This is a genomic window from Endozoicomonas sp. YOMI1 (assembly GCF_024606345.1).
Classification (GTDB): domain Bacteria; phylum Pseudomonadota; class Gammaproteobacteria; order Pseudomonadales; family Endozoicomonadaceae; genus Endozoicomonas.
The window spans coordinates 1-19831 of sequence record NZ_JAHHPM010000286.1 but is presented as its reverse complement, the minus strand read 5'-3'; the positions used below and the strand labels follow the sequence as shown (position 1 = coordinate 19831).

Sequence of the window (19831 nt, the reverse complement as noted above, 5' to 3'; positions counted from 1 at the left end):
TAGACCAATTTGCTGTCGCCGCAGCAGGGCAGTCTATTCTCGGACAGCCTCCTAGAGTCTGTGGACGTTATTTAACAAGAGTGGTGGCCCACATGATGGTCGTATTACATACAAATTTCGGTGATATCAAACTGGACCTGGATGCTGAAAAAGCACCCAAAACCGTTGCCAATTTCATTGAGTATACGAATAGCGGCCATTTTAATGGCACCATTTTCCACCGTGTTATCGATGGTTTTATGATTCAGGGCGGCGGCTTTGAGCCTGGCATGGTGCAAAAATCAACCAGGATGCCCATCGAAAATGAGGCCGATAACGGCCTGAAGAATGAAACGGGCACTATTGCCATGGCCAGAACCATGGACCCGCACTCGGCATCAGCCCAGTTCTTTATCAATGTCAAAGACAACCACTTCCTTAACCACAGCGCCAAAACCAGTGATGGCTGGGGTTACTGTGTCTTCGGTAAAGTGACTGAAGGCATGGATAGCGTCAACAAGATCAAAGGTGTTAAAACCACTTTCCGTGCTGGCCACCAGGATGTTCCGGTAGAAGACGTCATTATTGAGTCTGCTGAAATCCTTGAATCAGCTGACGCCCCCGGGACTTTGGAAACTGCCTGATGAAGGTGCTGTTTATTTCAGACCTTCACCTGTCACCAGAATGCCCGGCGGTTGCCCGGGCATTCTGCCATTATCTGACCGATCGAGCCCCTCAGGCTGATGCCCTCTATATTCTGGGTGACTTCTTTGAGTACTGGGTTGGGGATGATGCAATGGATGACTTTCAACACGATATTGCCCAGCGACTCAGACATTATACCAACAGCGGCAAGCCCCTGTACCTGATGCCCGGCAACCGGGATTTCGCCATCGGGAAAGCCTTCCTGCGAGCAACCGGCGCTCAGTGGCTGAAAGACCCAACACTGATAACGATTAATCACCAAAAAATCCTGCTGATGCACGGTGACTCACTGTGCACTAATGACAAGCAATATCAGCGCTACCGAAAAATTATCCGCAACCCCCTGGTCATGGCCCTGCTGCGCATGACCCCTTTGTCTTACCGCAAAAATCTGGGCCGTAAAATCCGGCAAAACAGCAAAGCGGCCAAAATCGGAAAAGCGCTGGACATTATGGATGTTACGCTATCCGAAGTTGTTAATGCGATGGAAAGGTACCAGGTAGATACCCTGATCCACGGCCATACACACCGCCCGGACATCCATGAAGTTGCCTTAAAACATGGGATCGGCAAACGCTATGTGTTGGGTGACTGGACCAATAAGGGCTGGGAGATTGAGCTGGACAGCAATGGCATAACGCTGGATGCCTTCCCGATTAAACATCCATGATCCGCGAGTAAAAATGTCACTGCCCCCTAACGCCAGGGAATCGGTATGAAAACCATAATTTTTTTCAAAAATTGAACAAATGACCTCCTGATATTGTCCATAGAAACAACCTCATATTAATTAAGTGGATTTGATCATGTTTTCCAGTTCCATTACCAATACTCCTGAGACATTACGACCAATTGATTCCCAAGAGTCTCGCCCCTCAGCCTCAACTGCTGCCAAGGCATTTAAGTATGGTACGTATGGTATTTTGTCGGTTTTTTATGGAGGCTTGACTATATTAGCGATCGATTGTGTTCAATTATACTTCAACCAACCTGCCGAAGTTTTTTTGGATGATCACTGCTTTGCTAACGCTACTGGACAATGGAACAATTACCATAAACTACGTAACGAACATGAATATCTGTCTTACTTTGCCCAGTCAGTAATTTCAGGATCAATCACATTTGCTGCCCATGTGTTTATGAACAAAATGTTCCCCAATCAAACATCAGCTCCACCTACCCCCTCTAATACTGAAAACCAGCCTGCGCACAGTCAATCCGCTGTAGAAATTACCATCGCGAATAAACACTTAGCTATGGTCTGACGGGAAATCAGGGGCACCACTGTGAAATCGGAAAACCGGGTCAGATGACTCAATGGCATCTTGCTCAATCTCGCCAAATACCGCCACCCGATCAGCAATCGATGCCCCATTAATTGTCTCTGCCAATGCCAGATAGTCCCGAAAATGCCGACTTTCGGACTTCAGTAATGACAGATAGAACTTATGCAGTTCATCGTCCAGCCAGGGAGAGAGCGCAGCAAAGCGCTCACAGGACCGGGCTTCAATAAAAGCCCCCATCACCAGAGTATCGACCAGCCTGAATGGTTCAAACCTTCTGATGGCAGCAGTTAACTGACCAGCATAGCGACCGGCTCCCAGGTGAACATAGGGAATATCCCTGCGTGCCATAATGGCCAGAACCTGCTCGTAGTGCCGCAACTCTTCACGGGCCAGTCTGGACATTTTGTTCAGCAGGCTTAACTGATCTTCTATTCTGAGTTGCGGCCCATCTTTCTGTTCATCACACTGGCCATTGCCTCGGCCGAACTTCCCGGTACGGTAACGGCTCATAATCGCCATCGCTGATTGAGCAGCCTTCAGTTCATTATTGGCATGGTCTACCAGAATCACCGCAAGATTTTCTGGTTTGCGCGCTTCATCAATCCATGTCTCAGGGGTTGGACAAGGTAAGAATTCAAGAATGGGGGAAATATCGGACATAACTGGCTCACCTGGCTGAGCCAGCATGGTAACACGATCAATTCACAGGTAGGAGAGCGTTAAAGTGAGGTATCAACATCTTTCTTTTGGATGAAAGTCTCATATTTATGAGTACTATGGTTGAACTTTAATCAGGAAATGAAATGTTTGAACTTTCCGACAGAGACTGCTGGTGATCAGGAGGAAAATGATTAAGCTGTTGTTGCAGAAATCGAACCACATCCTGATGGCCCTCTTGCTTAGCTATGGAAAGTACATCCGTATTGTTGTCAGGGTTTGAGTAGTGAATGTTGGCACCCTGTTGATGCAGGTACATAACGGTATCCAGATGACCATACTTGGATGCAGTCCAGACCGCGCTGCCAAAGTTCCGGCTTTCCACATTAACGTTAGCCCCCAGCTCAACTAGATACTTCACCACATCAATATGGCCTGTTTGGGCCGCCATCCAGAGCGGTTCAGAGATGTCAGGCTTGGGGGCAGCACTGAAATGGGTCTCGAATGCGCCGAGCAGGTACTTTATTGCGTTCAGTTGGCCTTGAAGGGACGCTTGAATGAGTGCCACTGAAAAGTATGACGGATTGATACGCTGCAGTATTACGTTCTCTTCAAACAGGTATTCCAATACGGGGCTATGACCTCCCCGGGCAGCGGCATTGAGCAACTGACGCGCATCAATTTTTGCGGATTTATGAACCAGACGCTTGACCAGCTCTAGATGCCCCTTCGATGCTGCCTCAACGACAGGAGTATGGCGACCAGTACTGTTGGCATTAACATCCGCGCCTTTTTCCAGCAGGTATTCCACCATCTCCCCAAGACCCTTCCGCGCTGCTATATAGATAGGGGTAGAAAAGCCTGTGGCACCGGCACTGACGCTGCCCCCCCTGTCAAGCAAGTATGCCACGGTATCAATACTGCCAGCGCTGGCCGCGCCAAAGATTGGCGAATTAAACCCTGTGTTGCCGTCAAGTCTTGCGCCCTTGCTGTCCAGGAATTTGACCAGCTCAAAGTGCCCCCGGGCGCAAGCGTGATAAAGTGGGGTTTGTTGGCCTGAGCTGTTGGCTTCAATGTCTGCGCCATGGTCAAGTAGCCACGCCACCGCGTCGATGGAGCCACTGCGGGCCGCTGCAGAGATCGGGGAATTGTAGCCCTTCAGATTAATGTCGATGGTTGCCCTGTTGGCAATGTAATCCATCATCACCACTTTGCCACCCTCAGCAGCTTGGCGGAACAGAGTAGCGCTGAGGTCGGGGGTGTCAATAGTCAGATTCAGGCGCTCCAGCAAGTACTCCAACAGTTGCACATTGCCAGAAGAAGCTGCAGCCCCGAGGGGGTGTGGGTCTGCCAAGGGGGATGTATGACCGAAGCCGGCGTTGATGTCCGCCCCTTGATCAAGCAGATATTTGACCATTTGGCGGTTGCCGCTGCGACAGGCAGCCCAGATCAAAGTATTGCAACCGGTTTCGCCATGGCTATTGTTTGCGCCTCGCTCAAGCAGTAACTTGACCAGCTCAAAATGGCCGTTGATTGCCGCAGCATAAACCGGGGTAAGATGTCCGGTACTGTGGTTATCAATGTCCTCGCCCAGATTGAGCAGATACTCTATTACATTGGTCGATCCCAGCTTGGCTGATTTATGAATCAGAGCATCCATGCCCGGGCAACCGATTTGCAGACGGCCACCGTTCTTTTCCAGAAACGCCACCAGATCCTGATGGCCAACATGAATGGCCCAGTACAGTGGCGAATTAAAACCTGTGGAACTGCCAGCTTGTATGTCTGCATTATATTCCAGCAGGACCTTGACTATCTCCTGATGCCCTAAAACGGCCGCCATCGTGAGAGGTGCATGGAGAGGGTCCCCGGCGTCAGGGAGTGCCCCCTCAGACAACAGAAGTTTGACCACTTCAAGCTTGCCAGCCCCGGCTGCCAGCCAGAGTGGGGTGCACGGCGTTCCTGGCTCAACAGTCTTGGCCAGGCGGGCTGTAATAGAGGGGTGCACCCCGTGAATGTTGACAGGTTGTTGATCCAATCTTGAAATCTGGCTGTAGAGGTTGCCATTAACATCAGCACCTTGTTGCAGCAATCCTGAAATGGCGTGGATTTCTCCATTCAGGATTCCGGCGACCAATTGCCATTGCCAGTTATCCGGCAAGGGCCCTGGGTTATGATGGCCTGATGGCACAATGGTTCTTTCCGTCAGGGCAGTGGAGGGGGCAGAGCTGTTGTGAGCAAGGGAAGTTTCTTTTGGCAAGGCAGGAAGAACAGGAGCTGACGACTTATCCGTGGCATCAAGGCGAGAAGCCGTTGTGCCGGTGAATGCAATCTGACCATCAGGATTAATAGCTGCACCATTCATTTTGTTATTCCAGTTCAGTTTTCGATAATCTTGTTGGACATTTATTTTTTATTGGACATTTATTTTCCTTTTTTTATCCTCCGGACGCGCTTATTTAAAAAGAAAAAAAGGGAAAGAAAAGGACACCCAAAGATTCTAAAGCCACGACAATCAAAGGAAAGAAAAGGACACCCAAAGATTCTAAAGCCACGACAATCAAATATTTCGTTCGCTCATTGCGGAAAATCAGAGTGGTTAAAAGCCACAGTCAAGGAAGAGAAAAGCAATCAGAACTCAGAAATGATCACAAGAGCTGCCAGAGTCTAAAAGCAGTGGGCTGATTAACGGGGAGCTGAGGAGGCACTTTACCTCTTACCCTATGCTCACGTCAGGCTTAATACAGAAGTAAGAAAAAACCGCTGCCAGGTAACCGACAGCGGTTTTATATTCAACTTTTAGTCAGGGGGTTTAGAAGCGATAAGCTACACCGGCCATATATACCCAGGGATCCAGAGATACATCAATCTTGTAATCGTTATTTGAGCCATCTGTGAAAGTACCCGTTGTATCTATGTCCATATACCACACGGCAGCATTAAGACTCCAGTTATCAGCAAGCTGGTAATCAAAACCGACCTGTGCAGCCAGCCCCAGTGAGTCGTCAAGTTCAAGACTATTAAAGGTGGCATCTGCACCATTAATAAACTTTTCACTGAAGAAGGTTGTATAGTTCAAGCCAAGACCAACATATGGCTGAAATAAAGAACTGTTATCCATTGGATAATATTGGACACTTAACGTTGGCGGCAGGTGCTTCACTTCAGCAAACTCACCAAGACCAGAAAGCTCGCCCTTACCCTGCAACTTGTGCGAGAATGGAGTAGCTGCAAGCAACTCAATACCGATATTATCCTGAATCATATAAGTCAATGATAATCCCAGTTGAGTCTCATTATTGACATCCACTTTTGAGTCAGACTGTTCGACCCCTGCTGCATAGAGATTTCCACTATCCACATCAGGATTTACACTGGCCAGACCACCACGAACAATAAAGTCACCAGCCTCATAGGCCTGTGCGGCACCAGATAGCAATGCAGTTGCGCTGATAATAGCGAGAGAAAGCGATTTGATCTTCATTCCTTACCCTTTTTGCGATTTATCCACCGGAAATGTAAGTTGCTATTATAATATAAAATTCGCCAGCACATTTATTGACCCAGATCAATTCTTTAAAAAACACAACGGTTCCCATAAGATCTCTTTTATAAATACTAATATTCATGGAATAACATTCCGCATACTCCTAACTGCACAGCATTTTATTGATCGAAGTCATAAAAACATCAGTTACGCTCATGCATGATGGAACTATAACAAACAGAATATTCAGCAAGAGAGGAAAAACTATGCGTGGAATTACCAAGGTTCTGGCCGTTGTTGATACCAGAAAGGACCAGCAGCTTGCCCTTGAACGGGCCAGTCAAATCTGCCGGGTAACCGGCGCTGCCCTGCATATTCTTGCACCAAACCCTAAAGCGGATGGTGAGTCCATGGTTCGCCTGGAAGCACTGGCTGAGCCACTGATGGCTGAGGGTCAGGAGGTTTATCTTCATGAAACCTGGAATGGCTCTGTTATAGAAACCATTATCCATGTGCGTCAGATGGAACGCTGCCACCTGGTCGTCAAAGATGCCAGGTTAATCACCGCCCTTAAGAAAGCCTTTTCTACGCCTGAGGACTGGAGCCTCCTCCGCCGCTGCCGGGTTCCTGTGCTGCTGGTTCAGGATAATAGCGACTGGACCAAAGGCAAAATCCTCGCGGCCATTAATGCCGATCCAAGAGACCATTATCACTGCATTCTTAACCAGGCGATCCTGCAATACGCGACGGACATTGCCAGTGAGTTCTCAGCAGAGCTTCACCTGGCCACCACTTACCCGACAACGATGCTGGCGATTCAGGATCATGGTGATGGACTGACCGAGAAGGACCATTACGAAAAGCATTGTCAGGAATATGCCCGTGAATTCAATCTGAATAAAGACTACTTCCATATTGAACCAGGCCCAACCGAGACCATGATCCCTGCGCTGCTGAAAGAAACCGATGCCAAACTGTTGATTCTTGGCACTCACGCAAGAACCGGTATCAGCGCCCTTGCGATTGGCAATACCGCCGAACAGCTGATCTCCGAGGTCAAAACCGATATTCTGGTATTGCAGCCGAAACACCACATGATCCCGCTGGAGCGCGAACTGGGTAAATAAGCCGACACGGTAGCTGCCAGTCTAACTGGCAGCTGCCTCAAAATAATTCAGTCACGAAACCGGATAAAGCGCCTAAAAACTTCTATATTGTTCTAACAAGGTTTTTCTCCCATCACCTATTTTTCCAGTAAGAGATACACTTCAGGCTGATTGTGTTTCACCACCTGCCCAGGTTTTCCCTGAGCCGAGCGAAGCCAGAGGCGGATCATCCGTCGTCTGGTATTTTCTTTCCACATAACTGGTAATTCCCTGAGACTGGATATGAACAAGAAAGAACTGGTTGAGCAAGTCGCTGAACAAGCTAACCTGCCCCGAAGCAAGGCCGAGCTGGTTGTCAATACCTTTATCAGCAACACCCAGGAGACACTGGCAAGCGGCGACATCATTCAACTTATTGGTTTTGGCACATTTTCAGTAGCAGACCGGGCGGCCAGAAAGGGGCGCAATCCACAAACCGGTGAAGAAATTCATATCCCCGCCTGCAAGCTACCTCAGTTCAAGCCGGGCAATAAGTTCCGGGAAATGATCAAATAGATTTTCTCTGAATTTTCTGAAACTTTTCTGTAAAAAGCGAAAAAGCGCCGGTAAGGCGCTTTTTCTGAATATTTTATCGGGCTCTCTATGCCATCGCTCTCATCACATTGAGAATGGCTCTTTTCTTCATAAGATTCATTCGATGCAACTGACCGATAATCTCCCCATCCACCTCAGAGTCACTGATTACCTCATCAGAACTGACCAGGTACTGATTTCCACGCCCGGTGGCCAGCCACTCGAAAGACACCTCAAGAATTTCCGCCATTTTCCGCAGATTATCAAGGCTGGGGCTACTCATACTGGTTTCCCACTGGGCCAGCGCACTTCTGGATACACCAATCAAATCGGCCAGGGCCTGCTGCGAAAATTTCTTGTCTTTACGGGAGCATAAAATCCTTGTTGTCAGGTTCATCCTTGCACACTCACGACAGGTTCAGAAAGATATCCATGCCAGCAAAACACAGATAATTATTGCACTATGTCATTCGGCCATTTCCTGAAAAGCGTTAGATTCAGCTGATGAAGGGAAAATACAGGAAGGAAAGCAGGCCACGGTTAGACCATGACCTGAAAAAACATTACAGAGACAGCATCAGACCAGCGATTGTTGCACTCATGAGATTAGACAGAGTACCAGCGGCAACTGCCTTGATACCCATGCGGGCAATATCCTGACGACGCTGTGGTGCCATAACGCCCAGACCACCCAGGAGAATAGCAATGGAAGACAGGTTCGCAAAACCACACAGCGCGAAGGTGATGATGATCTGAGTACGCTGTGACAGCACTTCAACACCCGCCGCCGCAGCCGCTTCAGGGTTCAGGTAATTGACGAAATCCATGTAGGCAACGAATTCGTTCACCACCAACTTCTGACCAATGAAACTGCCCGCCGTCACGATTTCATTCATTGGCACACCAATCAGGAAGGCCAGAGGACTGAACAGATAGCCCAGAATGATTTCAAGGCTCAGGTCAGGGTAATCAAAGAAGCCACCAATCCAGCCCATGATACCGTTAACCATGGCGATCAGGGCAATGAAAGCCAGCAGCATAGCACCAACGTTAGCAGCCAGCTTCATACCGGAAGAAGCGCCAGAAGCAGCTGCGTCTATCACGTTGGCAGGCTTTTCACTGTCACCTTCGTCATCAACCAGCTCAGAATCATCTGGAGTATCGGTTTCCGGCTTGATCATCTTGGCCATCAGCAGACCACCAGGTGCCGCCATGAAGCTTGCTGCGATCAGATACTTAAGCTCGACCCCCATACCTGCATAGCCGGCCAGAACAGAGCCTGCAACAGAAGCCAGACCACCCACCATAATGGCAAACAGCTCAGAATTGGTCATACGACCAATATAGGGTCTTACCACCAGCGGAGCTTCAGTCTGGCCAACGAAGATGTTCGCCGTTGCCGACAGAGACTCTGTACGACTGGTACCCAGTACTTTCTGTAACGCACCACCCAGGAAGGTAACAACCTGCTGCATAACGCCCAGGTAGTAAAGAACAGCCACCAGAGAGGAAAAGAAAATGATAATCGGCAGTACGTTGATGGCAAAAATAAAGCCGACCTTGAAGTTACCCAGGTCACCAAACAGGAAGCCAATACCCTGATTGGCGTAACTGATCACATTACTTACCGCGCTGGAGACACCACCAAGAATTTCCTGGCCCAGGGGAACATAAAGAACCAATGCTCCCAGCCCGGCCTGAATGGCAAAGGCACCACCCACCGTTCGCAGGTTGATCGCTTTTCGATTATCGGACAGTAAAAAGGCAAGTGCCAGAAGGCTGGCAATACCCACCAGACTCATAAGTATTTGCATGGGAACAGGTTACCTCAGATGGATGATCGGTACCGACCGGTTACCCGATCAGAACTATAGATAAACCGGGGGAATTGTATAACCTGATTTACAAAAACAGAACAGTTATCTGACACAACTGTTCAAAATTAGAACAGTTTCAGAGCAAAACATTGAGCCAAATCAACAGAAGAAAAATAAACTGAACGATGATCGGCAACTATCTATTGAATAATGAAATTGATCGTGCATCCAAATAAATAGCTGCCAAGACCAACAAGCATAACAACGACACTCACCACATAACAAAAAAATCTCAGCAATGCCTCATTCCTACGCAGAACGAGGGTATTATGGGTATTAGCGCTTTTCTGCACTGGTTAGTCTGCTGAATCATACAGCTGAATAATGCTTGAAAAGTCCTGGTTACTGCCGGAGCGAATTGCATGCATTTTATACAAATTGTCAGCCAGCGAAGCCATGGGCGTTGCGGTATTGCTGCTGGCAGCAGTATTCAGAGCCAAACCAAGATCCTTGGCCATAAGTGCCACCATAAAACCGCCCTGGTAACCATTACTGGCCGGAGCCTCGGGCATAACACCCGGCACCGGGTTGTACTTTTCCAGTACCCAGTTCCCGCCTGAACTGTTAGTCATGATTTCCGAGAGTACTGCCGGATCAAGGCCATTATCAATACCCAGCTTAAGTGCTTCCGATGTGCCAGTCATAAGAATAGCCAGCAGCATATTGTTGCAGATCTTGGCCAGTTGCCCCGCACCAGCACCTCCAGCGTGAAAAATAGTCTGCCCCATTACCTCAAGATAGGGTCTGGCCTGCTCTACGGTCTCAGCACTGCCTCCCACCATAAACGTCAGTGTTCCAGCCGCAGCACCGGCGGTACCACCGGACACAGGTGCATCAATAAAGTCGATACCCTGCTCTTTTGCCTGCTGCCCGACTTTTTTGGCAACTTCAGCCTCTATGGTGCTGCAATCAATCATCAGACAACGGCTGCCCACCGTTTTCAACAGTCCATCATCCCCAAGATAAAGTGATTCAACCTGTTTGCCAGCCGGTAACATACTGATCACCACACTGGCACCCTGTGCAGCCTCAGTCACGGATTCGGCCTTTGAGCCTCCTGCTTGTTCCAATTGATTGAGCGCCTCAGGAACCAGATCAAAACCACAGACATCATACCCGGCTTTCACCAGATTCTGAGCCATGGGACCACCCATATTGCCAAGGCCGATAAATGCAATTTTTGTCACTATTATTACCCTTATTAAAAACAGCCGGATTCAAAGCAATCTGACGAAAGGCCCTGCGGGAAGCGCCTCTGTTTTTTGATTACTCGAAATACCAATCAGGCTTACGTTTCTCAAGAAATGCACTAACACCTTCCTGCTGATTCCTGCCATTAAACAACGTCAGGAACAGCTCTCTCTCCGCTGCCAGGGCATCTCTGGAAAATCCGGAACGTCCCATCTGGATCAGCTTTTTACAGGCCCTCAAGGCATCCGGACTCTGGTTTCCTGCATTGGCCGCAAGCGCTTTGGCCCGTTCAAGACTCTCACCACTGCCCACCATTTCCTCTACCAGTCCAATCTCCAATGCTTTTTCTGCAACCACTTTCTCGCCGCAGAGAATCATACGCTTGGCCCAGGCTTCTCCCACCAGCAGGGTGAGGTTCTGAGTTCCGCCAGCACAGGGTAATAACCCCACCGCTGCTTCAGGCAGGGCCATAATGGCACTCTGTTCAGCAATACGAAGGTCACAGGCCAGCGCCACTTCCAACCCTCCTCCCATGGCATAACCGTTGATGGCCGCAATGCTGAGCCCTGAAAAGTCACTGAGGGCTTCAAAAGCCCTGCCAAAACTCTCAGCAAATGGACGAGCTTCCTCCGGGGTCAGGTTATCAAAGCGCTTTAAATCAGCGCCTGCACTGAAAAACTTCTCTGAAGCCGAAGTGATAACCAGGGCAATCACATCAGACTTACGGTTCAACTGGTGAATAATCTGCTCCAGCTCATCCAGGCTTTCTGGTGTCCAGGTATTCGCCGGAGGATTGTCCAGGGTGAGAATGGCGGTACGTTCTTCATAGGTGAGATGTAGCTTTTCAGACATAAGCTCAGACATAATCATTGTAACTCCATACCCGTTTGGGAAATGCTCTCACAGAGCAAACGACGCGCGACAATCAAACGCATAATTTCATTGGTTCCCTCAAGAATCTGGTGGACCCGGTTATCCCGCACATGTCGCTCCAGAGGGTACTCCTTGATATAACCATAACCGCCATGAATCTGCAGGGCTTCGTTACAGACCCGGAACCCGATATCCGTAGCAAAACGTTTAGCCATGGCACAGTATGCCGTCGCTTCAGGATCCTGATGATCCAGCTTGAAGGCCGCCAGTCGAACCATCTGCCGGGCGGCCACCAGCTCCGTATTCATATCCGCCAGCTTGAACTGCAAGGCTTGGAAGTCGGCCAGCTCGCGACCAAACTGCTTACGCTCTTTCATATAGGCACGTGCCGTGTTCAGTGCCTGCTGCGCTGTACCAACAGAGCAGGTGGCAATATTAATCCGACCACCATCCAGTCCCTTCATAGCGAAAGAGAAGCCCTGACCTTCCGCTCCCAGCAGGTGGTCTGTGGGTATACGAACATTATCAAATGAAATCAGCCGGGTTGGCTGGGCATTCCAGCCCATCTTTTCCTCTTTCTTACCGTACTGGATACCTGCCAGATTGGCTGGAACGGCAAAGGCCGAAATGCCTTTTGGACCATCTTCGCCGGTTCTTGCCATAACCAGCAGCAGATCGGTACTTCCAGCCCCGGAAATAAACATTTTCGAGCCATTGAGCACATACTCATCGCCATCCCGGGTAGCTCTGGTTGTCAACGATGCAGCATCACTGCCCGCTCCGGGTTCGGTGAGGCAATAGGAAGACAGCTTGCTGCCACTGACCAGCCCTTCCCCCCAATCTGACTTTACCCGATCTGTGGCAAACTCACTGATCATCCAGGTAACCATATTATGAATGGTGATATAGGCGGTCGTAGCCGTACACCCCATGGCCAGCTGTTCAAAGACAATATGGGAATCCAGCCTGGACAGGCCCAGCCCTCCCATGGACTCATGGGTATACAGGGCACAGAACCCAAGGTCACCGGCTGCCTTGATCACATCAACCGGGAAATGACAATCAAGATCCCACTGCGCTGCATGGGGAGCCAATTCGGCATCGGCAAATTGCCGGGCCAGATCACGAAAAGCGGTCTGCTGTTCAGAAAGGTTGTAATCCATATAAAAATGCCGCCTCTTGTTTTTTTATTATTTTTGAGGCCTGGGGGCATGCGGGATTTTTATTAATGGTCAACGCATTGCTCGCCAGGTTGATGCACATGAAAGGTATCGACAAGTATTTTTTATAACATCTCAACTGCAATAGCGGTAGCTTCTCCTCCACCAATACACAGTGAAGCAATACCTTTGGTGCCGCCGGTCTTTTTCAGGGCATGCAACAGCGTCACCAGAATGCGGGCACCGCTGGCACCCAGGGGATGACCAAGTGCGCAGGCACCACCATGAATGTTGACCTTATCATGATCCAGATGCAGTTCACGAATGGCCATCATGGCCACTACGGCAAACGCCTCATTCACCTCAAACAGGTCTACCTCGCAGGCCTGCCAGTTAATTTTTTCCAGTAGCTTACGGATGCAGTCTACCGGAGCAATAGTAAATTCTTCAGGTTTCCGGGCATGGCTTTGGTAGCCAAGAATTCTTGCCAGAGGTTGTAAGCCCTGGTCTTTTGCATCACTTTCACGCATTAACACGAGCGCCGCTGCACCATCAGAAATAGAGCTGGAGTTTGCCGCTGTAACCGTGCCATCTTTACTAAAGGCCGGACGCAACTGACGGATTTTCTCCGGCCTGGCTTTGCCCGGCTGCTCATCAATGTCAACCAACCCTTTACGGGTTTCTACAGGCACAATTTCTTCAGCAAAAGCACCAGAACTGATCGCTTTGTTGGCCCGCTCCAGAGAAGCAAGGGCATAGTCGTCCATAGCCTCGCGGCTCAGGCCAAAGCGATCAGCGGTTTCCTGGGCAAAGCCCCCCATGGCCACGCCCTGGTAAGCATCCTCCAGACCATCGGTGAACATATGATCCTTGACCTGGCCATGACCCAGTCGCATCCCCCCCCTGGCTTTATCCAGCAGGTAAGGGGCATTGGTCATACTTTCCATACCCCCGGCCACCACCAGATCGGCTTCACCGGTTTTCAGCTGGGTTGCTCCCAGCATCACCGTTTTCATACCAGAACCACAGATTTTGTTCACTGTAGTGGCCGGTACATGGACGGGAATACCGGCATGCAGCGCTGACTGACGAGCAGGCCCCTGGCCGGTACCCGCTGGCAATACACAGCCCATCAGTACTTCTGATACGTTCTCTGGAGCAACGCCTGCCCGCTCCAATGCTGATTGGATCGCAATAGTACCCAGGTCAACCGCTGTTATAGACGACAGGTTACCCTGAAATCCACCCATTGGGGTACGGGCAGCGGAAACAATAACAATGTTTTCCTGTGACGGGTTGGTTGCAGAAGACATAGTGAAACTCGCTTTTTCTGTAATTTATTCTTTCTGGTTTGCAGGACTGTGTCCTGTGTTTTTCTCGCAACTGTCTCTGTGCATAATAGCTTTATTGGTAACAGAAAACGATTATGGAATTTTCCCAACTCAACTGATTCTTGTCCTACTCACAGTCTTGAGTCATGAAGTAGGCCAAAGCAATGAAGGCCGCAATAAATCTTGACCGACGCCAATGCACTCAATGCCTGCAACCGGCACTGCCATTGATTCGTCTGGGGGAAAGCGTCCTTGACGACGAATCACCTTATTGTGAATCCATGATGCTTCATGCCTGCCGTACCGGGAATCTCGGCAACCTGAAAATGCTGCGCGAAGACGAGGCTTTGGCAAAACGGACTTACCGTTCGGCGCTCACCGATCATCCTGTACACCCGTTAGCTGTCGCCATCATTTACGGCCATACTGATTGCGTTCAAGCCCTGATCGACAGCCATGCTGATGCCAATACCACCGATAAGAAAGGCAGAACACCACTGCATATCGCCGCTGCCAAGAGCCGTACCAAATGCCTTAAAAAGCTCATTAAAACCGGTGGAGTAAATATCAATATCGCTGATAAATTCGGCTGGACGGCTCTCCACTTAGCCGCCAGATACGCCAGTGCAGAGACCGTCATGGCGTTACTGGGCGCTGGCGGCATCAAGGTCAATGAGAAGACTAAAGAACCGGGTAAATCCGTTCTCCCGGCACTCTCTATCGGCGCTAACTGCGTCATCCCTGCCCCTGATAAACCCTGTCAGATATCAATCACCTCAAAAGGCACCAGGGGATTAACGTCGGCATCGTAATCCACACCCTCAACACCGAAACCAAATAACTTCAGAAACTCCTCTTTATAGAGGGCGTAATCGGTCAGCTCCGCCAGATTGTCATTGGTCAGCTGTGGCCAGATATCCTGACAATGCTTTTGAATATCTTCTCTAAGCTCCAGGTCATCAAGGCGAAGACGGTTATTGTCATCCACTTCCGGAGCCGCACCATCACTACGGTAAAGGCGCTCACGGAACATACGGTTGATTTGCTCAATACAACCTTCGTGTACCCCCTCTTCCCGCATTTTTTTGAAAACCATGGAGATATAGAGCGGCATAACAGGAATCGCAGAACTGGCCTGAGTGACCACACTCTTAAGTACCGCGATATTGGCTGAACCATGAACCGATTTCATCGAATCATCGATGGCATGGGCTGTACGGTCCAGGTCTTTCTTGGCTTCACCCAGGGCACCATCCCAATAGATCGGCCAGGTCAGCTCAGTGCCAATATAGCTGTAGGCCACTGTCTTACAGCCTTCTGCCAGTACCCCCGCGGCAGACAGCGCGTTCATCCAGAGTTCCCAATCCTGCCCCCCCATTACCGTGACCGTTGCTGTCACCTCCGCATCAGTGGCAGGTTCCACCGTCGCTTCAAACAATACATCTTTGTTGGTATCCACTGCGGTAGCGCGATATGGCCCACCCATCGGCTTCAGTACCGAGCGAATCACCTCACCAGTATCCGGCAGTTTTCGCACGGGTGATGCCAGCGAGTAAACCACCATATCCACCTGACCGAGATCCTGCCTGATCAACTCAATGGTCTTTTCTTTTGCTGCGTGGCTGAAGGCGTCGCCATTCAGGCTTTTTGCATAGAGGCCAACGTCATGGGCCAGCTGGTCAAAGGCCGCAGAATTGTGCCAGCCAGCAGTACCCGGCCTGGTTTCAGTAGCCGGCTTCTCAAAGAACACACCAATGGTCGCCGCGCCGGAACCAAAAGCTGCGGTGATACGGGAAGCCAGTCCATAACCACTGGAAGAACCGATCACCAGCACTTTTTTGGGGCCATTGGCTACGGTACCCAGTGACCGGGTGTAAGCAATCTGCTCCTTCACATTGGCTTCACAACCTACCGGGTGAGTGGTTGTGCAGATAAATCCACGAATCCTTGGTTTAATGATCATCGTTGTCCCCAACAGGTGAAATTCGGTTCGAAGACCAGGGGCTAAATAGCAGCCATAAGCCCGTCTGTATAAATAACGGAGTAGCTTATCCAAAAGCCACAGTCCGGGAAAGAGATGGTGCGTAGTAAGTCGGTAGCGTTATAGGTCTGTTTGTTACGATTTGTTTATAGCAGCGATGAACGACCGACTGACTAAGCAGTTATTGATCATTTTCATAAAACAGTACTCGGCATTAGGGATAACACCCTGCGTGGCATCTGGAAATAATACCTCAGAACATGAAACTGCATTTTTGAACTTCCCGTCTGAATAGCCGATAGATGGATTGTCAGTTACAGGTCAGGGAGGCACCTGTGATACCTTCAGGATACCCTTCAGGAAATCAGCCCCCGGTCAGGGAGTTTAAGAAAGACTTTGTAAAGTCGCCTCCGGTTGTGCCGCAAACGCGCAGCTCCAGTGTCGCTGAGCGTGTTGCCTACACCAGTCTTGCAGATCGCAATATTGATCAAGTGGCAACAGATAACTATCTGGCGAAACCATCGGCAAGCTCCGATCAGCCACCGTCGCCAGATTCCGGGATTGAATCCGTTGGAGAAGCCTCTCCGGGTTCCTCTAAATCCCCCCCCACAGCGGCAAACAAAATCATAGATCAAACCGTTGTCCAGTTAAGACTTAGTCAGGCATTTAAAGGCGGCTGCCTCAAGCCGCTGCCATCAGAAATAAAGATCGCTCCCGATGCATTGAATGATACCGCGTGGCTCGATCAATTCCTGAGCAAAGAGGATCAACAGTGGGTTGATGTAGTATTAATTCAAGAAGGTAAGGCTTATCCCTGGGTTATGGGGCAAACGCCCGGGCTGGATCCCCTGCAAGAATTCACAACGGTCCTGAGACCCAGCCAGGCTTATCAAACAATCATTGCAAAACAGACAAAGCACCCGGTTTCGAAAAACTGCAATTACCAATGGTTTGATCGTTCCGCACTGAAATCCCCGGAGCAGCAGGCGCTTAGTGTATATCAGGGAAAAAGACCTGCAGCAGCCCTTGAATTCCCATCGACCCTGGACCCCAGAATTGGCTCTGCTGAGTTATTTCCCGGTCTGGTTACCAGGGTACTGGAAAATCCGTTTGGTCAGGGTGTAACGGTTATTCTGGAACGCGGCAACGACTCAAAGAGTACAGAATATGCGAACCGCCTGGAGGCACTGGTCAAAAAAGAATGGCATCAGGCACAGGCTGATATCGCCAGAGGGGTTCCCAAAGATGTTGCCCTGCTTCATAGCCAGATCAGAAATCTGCAAAAGCGTGGGGAACTGGAACTGATAAAACCGGATTGCATACGCCAGGAAATCATCCATGCACGGGAGCAACTGTCAGTCTATAACCAGTCATTAAGCCCTGCCCAGTTAACACCAGATCAGCTGGCGGCACGAAAACAGGCTATTGCGCAACGGGTCACGAAACGCTTCAACCAACCCGGTGCTACTCAGCAACAACTGCGTTCTTTATCAACCCATACTCAAGGATCCAAACCATTACCCGGAAAGATGGGAAAAGGTATTAGGGCGCTTCAAGCTTCCAGGATGATCAGTAACTATGAGCAGCAGTTAGCCAAAGAAATACCCATTGGACAGGAAGCGGCAGAACAAACAGCAAAACTTATTCTGACCAGTAATGAAAAACTCCAGAAAGAATTAAGCAAAATAATCCGTGAGCACACTGATCATCCGGACAAATCAAAAATTAATAGTTTAGAGAATAAAATCTCCGAACTCAGATACGACCAACTGCTGCTATTTCAGGTATTGGATTCACCGGCATTAACGTCTATTGCCGGAAAAATCAGCTGGCAGGCGGCGATGGAGTTCAAGCGGGTTGGCTATGATCTGAACGATGAACTAACCCTTCCTGGCCGGTGGACCGACCAATTTCTGGACCCTGACAACCCTCCCCGGAAGCTGGGTGAAGGGAAGGAGAATACGGTATACCTGTTATCCTATAAAACCGGAAATGACACAGTAAAACGGGTTTTCAAACCTGAACCGGCCGTTGACAAGTCAGGCTACAGAAGCATCATCTCGCCGGAGTTGTATCACGATAGATATCATCCAAATCTTACGGCCAGAAATCTGGCCACCGGCGAGATTGCCCGCTTGCTGGGCATGAACGTGATGCCCGATATGTCATTTTGCGAGCATAACCACCAGATTGGACTGGAGATGGAACTGGCTTCAGGTGAATCAGCCAATACCATGGTATCTTCCAGCACTGATCCTACAAAAGAGGAAAAGCTGGGCTATCAAGAACTGGTTGATGAGGAGGGCAACTGGGAGATCAAGAACAAAATATTCAGTGGCCTGGCTGACCTTGAGCTGTTAGATGCCATTTGTGCCCAACCAGACCGACATGGTGCTAACTTCTTTATAGACTATGAAACTGGCAAGGTAACGGGTATTGATAACGATACCTGTCTTTACCCGTTCAGAGACATCATTGCGCCATCCGCTGACAGTGGCAGGGCCGCATGGCGTAAAGGATGCCGTGTTGGTTATCCCCGACTGATGACCCGAAAGTCTTATGATCGTTTACAGGAGCTTGATGTAGAATTGTTGTGTGAATCATTGCCAGCCTGCTTCGATCGGAATGTCAAAAGCGCGCTGAAGGAGAGAATATTCCTGCTTCAGGAACACAGTTGGGCATTATCTTGTGCAGGGCGGATTGTTGATGATTGGGAATCGTGGCGTGACCGAACGACAAAAGAACCCGCTACCAAGTTTCTCACTATGTCAATGGCTAACATTGTCAAACAGGAGCGAATAGCCCTTAAGGAAGAAGAGATTCGTATCCAGGCTTTTCTCAGTAATTATCATTCAAATTTAACCCTGTCTGATCAGGAACGCACTGAAGTCCAAGATTATTTATGGAAAAAAAAACTACTGAGTAATGACGAAGTTAATCAGAGATATGCTATCAGCCCAAGCTATTTTTCCACGACCATATTTAAGGCAGTATCCATGAAAGACAGGGATCATCCATGAATACACAAAACCCAATGGCGATGAATGCCATCTCACTTGGTGATATTGCAGTTAACCTGGAAGAACTCGGCGTTCCTTTCCCTCCGGTGCCTAAAGCACTCACTGAGCAGTTAATGCCACTTTCAGAGTGTGCCTTTGGTTCATGCCTGACGGATATACCCCTGTATAACCTTGAAGCCCATCTCGATCAGTTGTTGAAACAATGGCCGTCGGATTATGTGATGTATGGTTTAAGTGGCCACGGATTTAATTCCAGGGCTCTGCATTACTACCTGGTAACAGACCAGTGCGCCCTGTTTATACAACGTTCTATGCCAGTACTGACACCATCTTTATTTCAACCGGGGCAGTTCAGGCACTTAATGCAACAAACCATAGAACTCAGCTGCCATCCAGCCCTGGATTCAATGCAGGATCAACTGGTCGTTGTTGACTCCGATATCCTCTATGGCCGGATAGGCAGATACCGGGACAGACAGTTAAACTGGCAGCATGAAGGGGCTAATGCTATTGCCCATGCCTTAGCCACTTTAGGAATTGACCCGTAACAAATTTGCACATTTCTGAGTTTCAAAACTACGTTCGTCCTGAGCCTGTCGAAGGGC

The 19831-nt window shown here is 49.3% G+C and carries 18 protein-coding genes; 8 read left to right on the top strand and 10 right to left on the bottom strand.

What is annotated here, in order from left to right:
- The first annotated feature begins 95 nt into the window (after window positions 1-95).
- The 3 genes from KDK15_RS09835 to KDK15_RS09825 all read left to right on the top strand — a co-directional run bounded on the left by KDK15_RS09835 (window position 96) and on the right by KDK15_RS09825 (window position 1949).
- On the top strand, window positions 96-623 hold the full coding sequence (locus tag KDK15_RS09835) for a peptidylprolyl isomerase (protein WP_257295181.1): 528 nt from the start codon (window positions 96-98) through the stop codon (window positions 621-623).
- Complete coding sequence (locus KDK15_RS09830) at window positions 623-1354, top strand: UDP-2,3-diacylglucosamine diphosphatase (RefSeq protein WP_257295180.1); 732 nt, start codon at window positions 623-625, stop codon at window positions 1352-1354. The genes KDK15_RS09835 and KDK15_RS09830 overlap by 1 nt, the downstream gene beginning before the upstream one ends.
- Window positions 1355-1490: 136 nt before the next feature.
- On the top strand, window positions 1491-1949 hold the full coding sequence (locus tag KDK15_RS09825; protein WP_257295179.1) for a hypothetical protein: 459 nt from the start codon (window positions 1491-1493) through the stop codon (window positions 1947-1949).
- Here the strand turns inward: KDK15_RS09825 and KDK15_RS09820 are convergent.
- The 3 genes from KDK15_RS09820 to KDK15_RS09810 all read right to left on the bottom strand — a co-directional run bounded on the left by KDK15_RS09820 (window position 1935) and on the right by KDK15_RS09810 (window position 6111).
- On the bottom strand, window positions 1935-2630 hold the full coding sequence (locus KDK15_RS09820; RefSeq protein ID WP_257295178.1) for a tRNA-(ms[2]io[6]A)-hydroxylase: 696 nt from the start codon (window positions 2628-2630) through the stop codon (window positions 1935-1937). The genes KDK15_RS09825 and KDK15_RS09820 overlap by 15 nt on opposite strands.
- A gap of 127 nt (window positions 2631-2757) precedes the next feature.
- Entirely contained in the window at window positions 2758-4992 is a 2235-nt protein-coding gene (locus KDK15_RS09815; protein WP_257295177.1) for an ankyrin repeat domain-containing protein, read from the bottom strand.
- 447 nt (window positions 4993-5439) lie between these two features.
- Complete coding sequence (locus KDK15_RS09810; RefSeq protein WP_257295176.1) at window positions 5440-6111, bottom strand: OmpW family protein; 672 nt, start codon at window positions 6109-6111, stop codon at window positions 5440-5442.
- 269 nt (window positions 6112-6380) lie between these two features.
- On the opposite strand from KDK15_RS09810, the gene KDK15_RS09805 reads away from it, so the two are divergent.
- A complete protein-coding gene (locus KDK15_RS09805) occupies window positions 6381-7241 on the top strand; it encodes a universal stress protein (RefSeq protein WP_257295175.1) in 861 nt (286 codons plus the stop codon).
- Window positions 7242-7502: 261 nt separating this feature from the next.
- On the top strand, window positions 7503-7775 hold the full coding sequence (locus tag KDK15_RS09800) for an HU family DNA-binding protein (protein WP_257295174.1): 273 nt from the start codon (window positions 7503-7505) through the stop codon (window positions 7773-7775).
- Between the two features lie 85 nt (window positions 7776-7860).
- Here the strand turns inward: KDK15_RS09800 and KDK15_RS09795 are convergent, their stop codons facing one another.
- The 6 genes from KDK15_RS09795 to KDK15_RS09770 all read right to left on the bottom strand — a co-directional run bounded on the left by KDK15_RS09795 (window position 7861) and on the right by KDK15_RS09770 (window position 14207).
- Complete coding sequence (locus KDK15_RS09795; RefSeq protein ID WP_257295173.1) at window positions 7861-8190, bottom strand: helix-turn-helix domain-containing protein; 330 nt, start codon at window positions 8188-8190, stop codon at window positions 7861-7863.
- Window positions 8191-8356: 166 nt separating this feature from the next.
- Window positions 8357-9607 (bottom strand): NupC/NupG family nucleoside CNT transporter, encoded by a 1251-nt coding sequence (locus KDK15_RS09790; protein WP_257295172.1) that lies wholly within the window; start codon window positions 9605-9607, stop codon window positions 8357-8359.
- Window positions 9608-9966: 359 nt separating this feature from the next.
- The gene (mmsB, locus tag KDK15_RS09785) at window positions 9967-10857 is read right to left on the bottom strand and encodes a 3-hydroxyisobutyrate dehydrogenase (protein WP_257295171.1); all 891 of its coding nucleotides are present in this window, start codon (window positions 10855-10857) and stop codon (window positions 9967-9969) included.
- A gap of 79 nt (window positions 10858-10936) precedes the next feature.
- Window positions 10937-11725, bottom strand: coding sequence for an enoyl-CoA hydratase (locus tag KDK15_RS09780; protein WP_257295170.1), 789 nt, complete (start codon window positions 11723-11725; stop codon window positions 10937-10939).
- Between the two features lie 2 nt (window positions 11726-11727).
- Window positions 11728-12897 carry an acyl-CoA dehydrogenase family protein gene (locus KDK15_RS09775; RefSeq protein ID WP_257295169.1) on the bottom strand — a complete coding sequence of 390 codons (1170 nt, stop codon included), beginning with the start codon at window positions 12895-12897 and terminating at the stop codon, window positions 11728-11730.
- A gap of 122 nt (window positions 12898-13019) precedes the next feature.
- Window positions 13020-14207 (bottom strand): acetyl-CoA C-acyltransferase, encoded by a 1188-nt coding sequence (locus KDK15_RS09770; protein ID WP_257295168.1) that lies wholly within the window; start codon window positions 14205-14207, stop codon window positions 13020-13022.
- A 182-nt stretch (window positions 14208-14389) separates the two neighbouring features.
- Here KDK15_RS09770 and KDK15_RS09765 point away from each other — a divergent pair, with 182 nt between their 5' ends.
- Complete coding sequence (locus KDK15_RS09765) at window positions 14390-15037, top strand: ankyrin repeat domain-containing protein (protein ID WP_257295167.1); 648 nt, start codon at window positions 14390-14392, stop codon at window positions 15035-15037.
- Here the strand turns inward: KDK15_RS09765 and fabV are convergent.
- Window positions 14986-16188 carry an enoyl-ACP reductase FabV gene (gene fabV, locus KDK15_RS09760; RefSeq protein ID WP_257295166.1) on the bottom strand — a complete coding sequence of 401 codons (1203 nt, stop codon included), beginning with the start codon at window positions 16186-16188 and terminating at the stop codon, window positions 14986-14988. The genes KDK15_RS09765 and fabV overlap by 52 nt on opposite strands.
- A 353-nt stretch (window positions 16189-16541) precedes the next feature.
- Between fabV and KDK15_RS09755 the strand changes: the two genes are divergently transcribed.
- The gene (locus KDK15_RS09755) at window positions 16542-19226 is read left to right on the top strand and encodes a hypothetical protein (RefSeq protein WP_257295165.1); all 2685 of its coding nucleotides are present in this window, start codon (window positions 16542-16544) and stop codon (window positions 19224-19226) included.
- Window positions 19223-19774 carry a hypothetical protein gene (locus KDK15_RS09750; RefSeq protein ID WP_257295164.1) on the top strand — a complete coding sequence of 184 codons (552 nt, stop codon included), beginning with the start codon at window positions 19223-19225 and terminating at the stop codon, window positions 19772-19774. The genes KDK15_RS09755 and KDK15_RS09750 overlap by 4 nt, the downstream gene beginning before the upstream one ends.
- The last annotated feature ends 57 nt before the right edge of the window (window positions 19775-19831 follow it).

Excerpts from the sequence above, each read along its gene's own strand:
- KDK15_RS09835 (WP_257295181.1), top strand. The coding sequence starts at position 96 with ATGGTCGTATTACATACAAATTTCGGTGATATCAAACTGGACCTGGAT.
- KDK15_RS09830 (WP_257295180.1), top strand. The coding sequence starts at position 623 with ATGAAGGTGCTGTTTATTTCAGACCTTCACCTGTCACCAGAATGCCCG.
- KDK15_RS09825 (WP_257295179.1), top strand. The coding sequence starts at position 1,491 with ATGTTTTCCAGTTCCATTACCAATACTCCTGAGACATTACGACCAATT.
- KDK15_RS09820 (WP_257295178.1), bottom strand. The coding sequence starts at position 2,630 with ATGTCCGATATTTCCCCCATTCTTGAATTCTTACCTTGTCCAACCCCT.
- KDK15_RS09815 (WP_257295177.1), bottom strand. The coding sequence starts at position 4,992 with ATGAATGGTGCAGCTATTAATCCTGATGGTCAGATTGCATTCACCGGC.
- KDK15_RS09810 (WP_257295176.1), bottom strand. The coding sequence starts at position 6,111 with ATGAAGATCAAATCGCTTTCTCTCGCTATTATCAGCGCAACTGCATTG.
- KDK15_RS09805 (WP_257295175.1), top strand. The coding sequence starts at position 6,381 with ATGCGTGGAATTACCAAGGTTCTGGCCGTTGTTGATACCAGAAAGGAC.
- KDK15_RS09800 (WP_257295174.1), top strand. The coding sequence starts at position 7,503 with ATGAACAAGAAAGAACTGGTTGAGCAAGTCGCTGAACAAGCTAACCTG.
- KDK15_RS09795 (WP_257295173.1), bottom strand. The coding sequence starts at position 8,190 with ATGAACCTGACAACAAGGATTTTATGCTCCCGTAAAGACAAGAAATTT.
- KDK15_RS09790 (WP_257295172.1), bottom strand. The coding sequence starts at position 9,607 with ATGCAAATACTTATGAGTCTGGTGGGTATTGCCAGCCTTCTGGCACTT.
- KDK15_RS09780 (WP_257295170.1), bottom strand. The coding sequence starts at position 11,725 with ATGTCTGAGCTTATGTCTGAAAAGCTACATCTCACCTATGAAGAACGT.
- KDK15_RS09775 (WP_257295169.1), bottom strand. The coding sequence starts at position 12,897 with ATGGATTACAACCTTTCTGAACAGCAGACCGCTTTTCGTGATCTGGCC.
- KDK15_RS09770 (WP_257295168.1), bottom strand. The coding sequence starts at position 14,207 with ATGTCTTCTGCAACCAACCCGTCACAGGAAAACATTGTTATTGTTTCC.
- KDK15_RS09765 (WP_257295167.1), top strand. The coding sequence starts at position 14,390 with ATGAAGGCCGCAATAAATCTTGACCGACGCCAATGCACTCAATGCCTG.
- fabV (WP_257295166.1), bottom strand. The coding sequence starts at position 16,188 with ATGATCATTAAACCAAGGATTCGTGGATTTATCTGCACAACCACTCAC.
- KDK15_RS09750 (WP_257295164.1), top strand. The coding sequence starts at position 19,223 with ATGAATACACAAAACCCAATGGCGATGAATGCCATCTCACTTGGTGAT.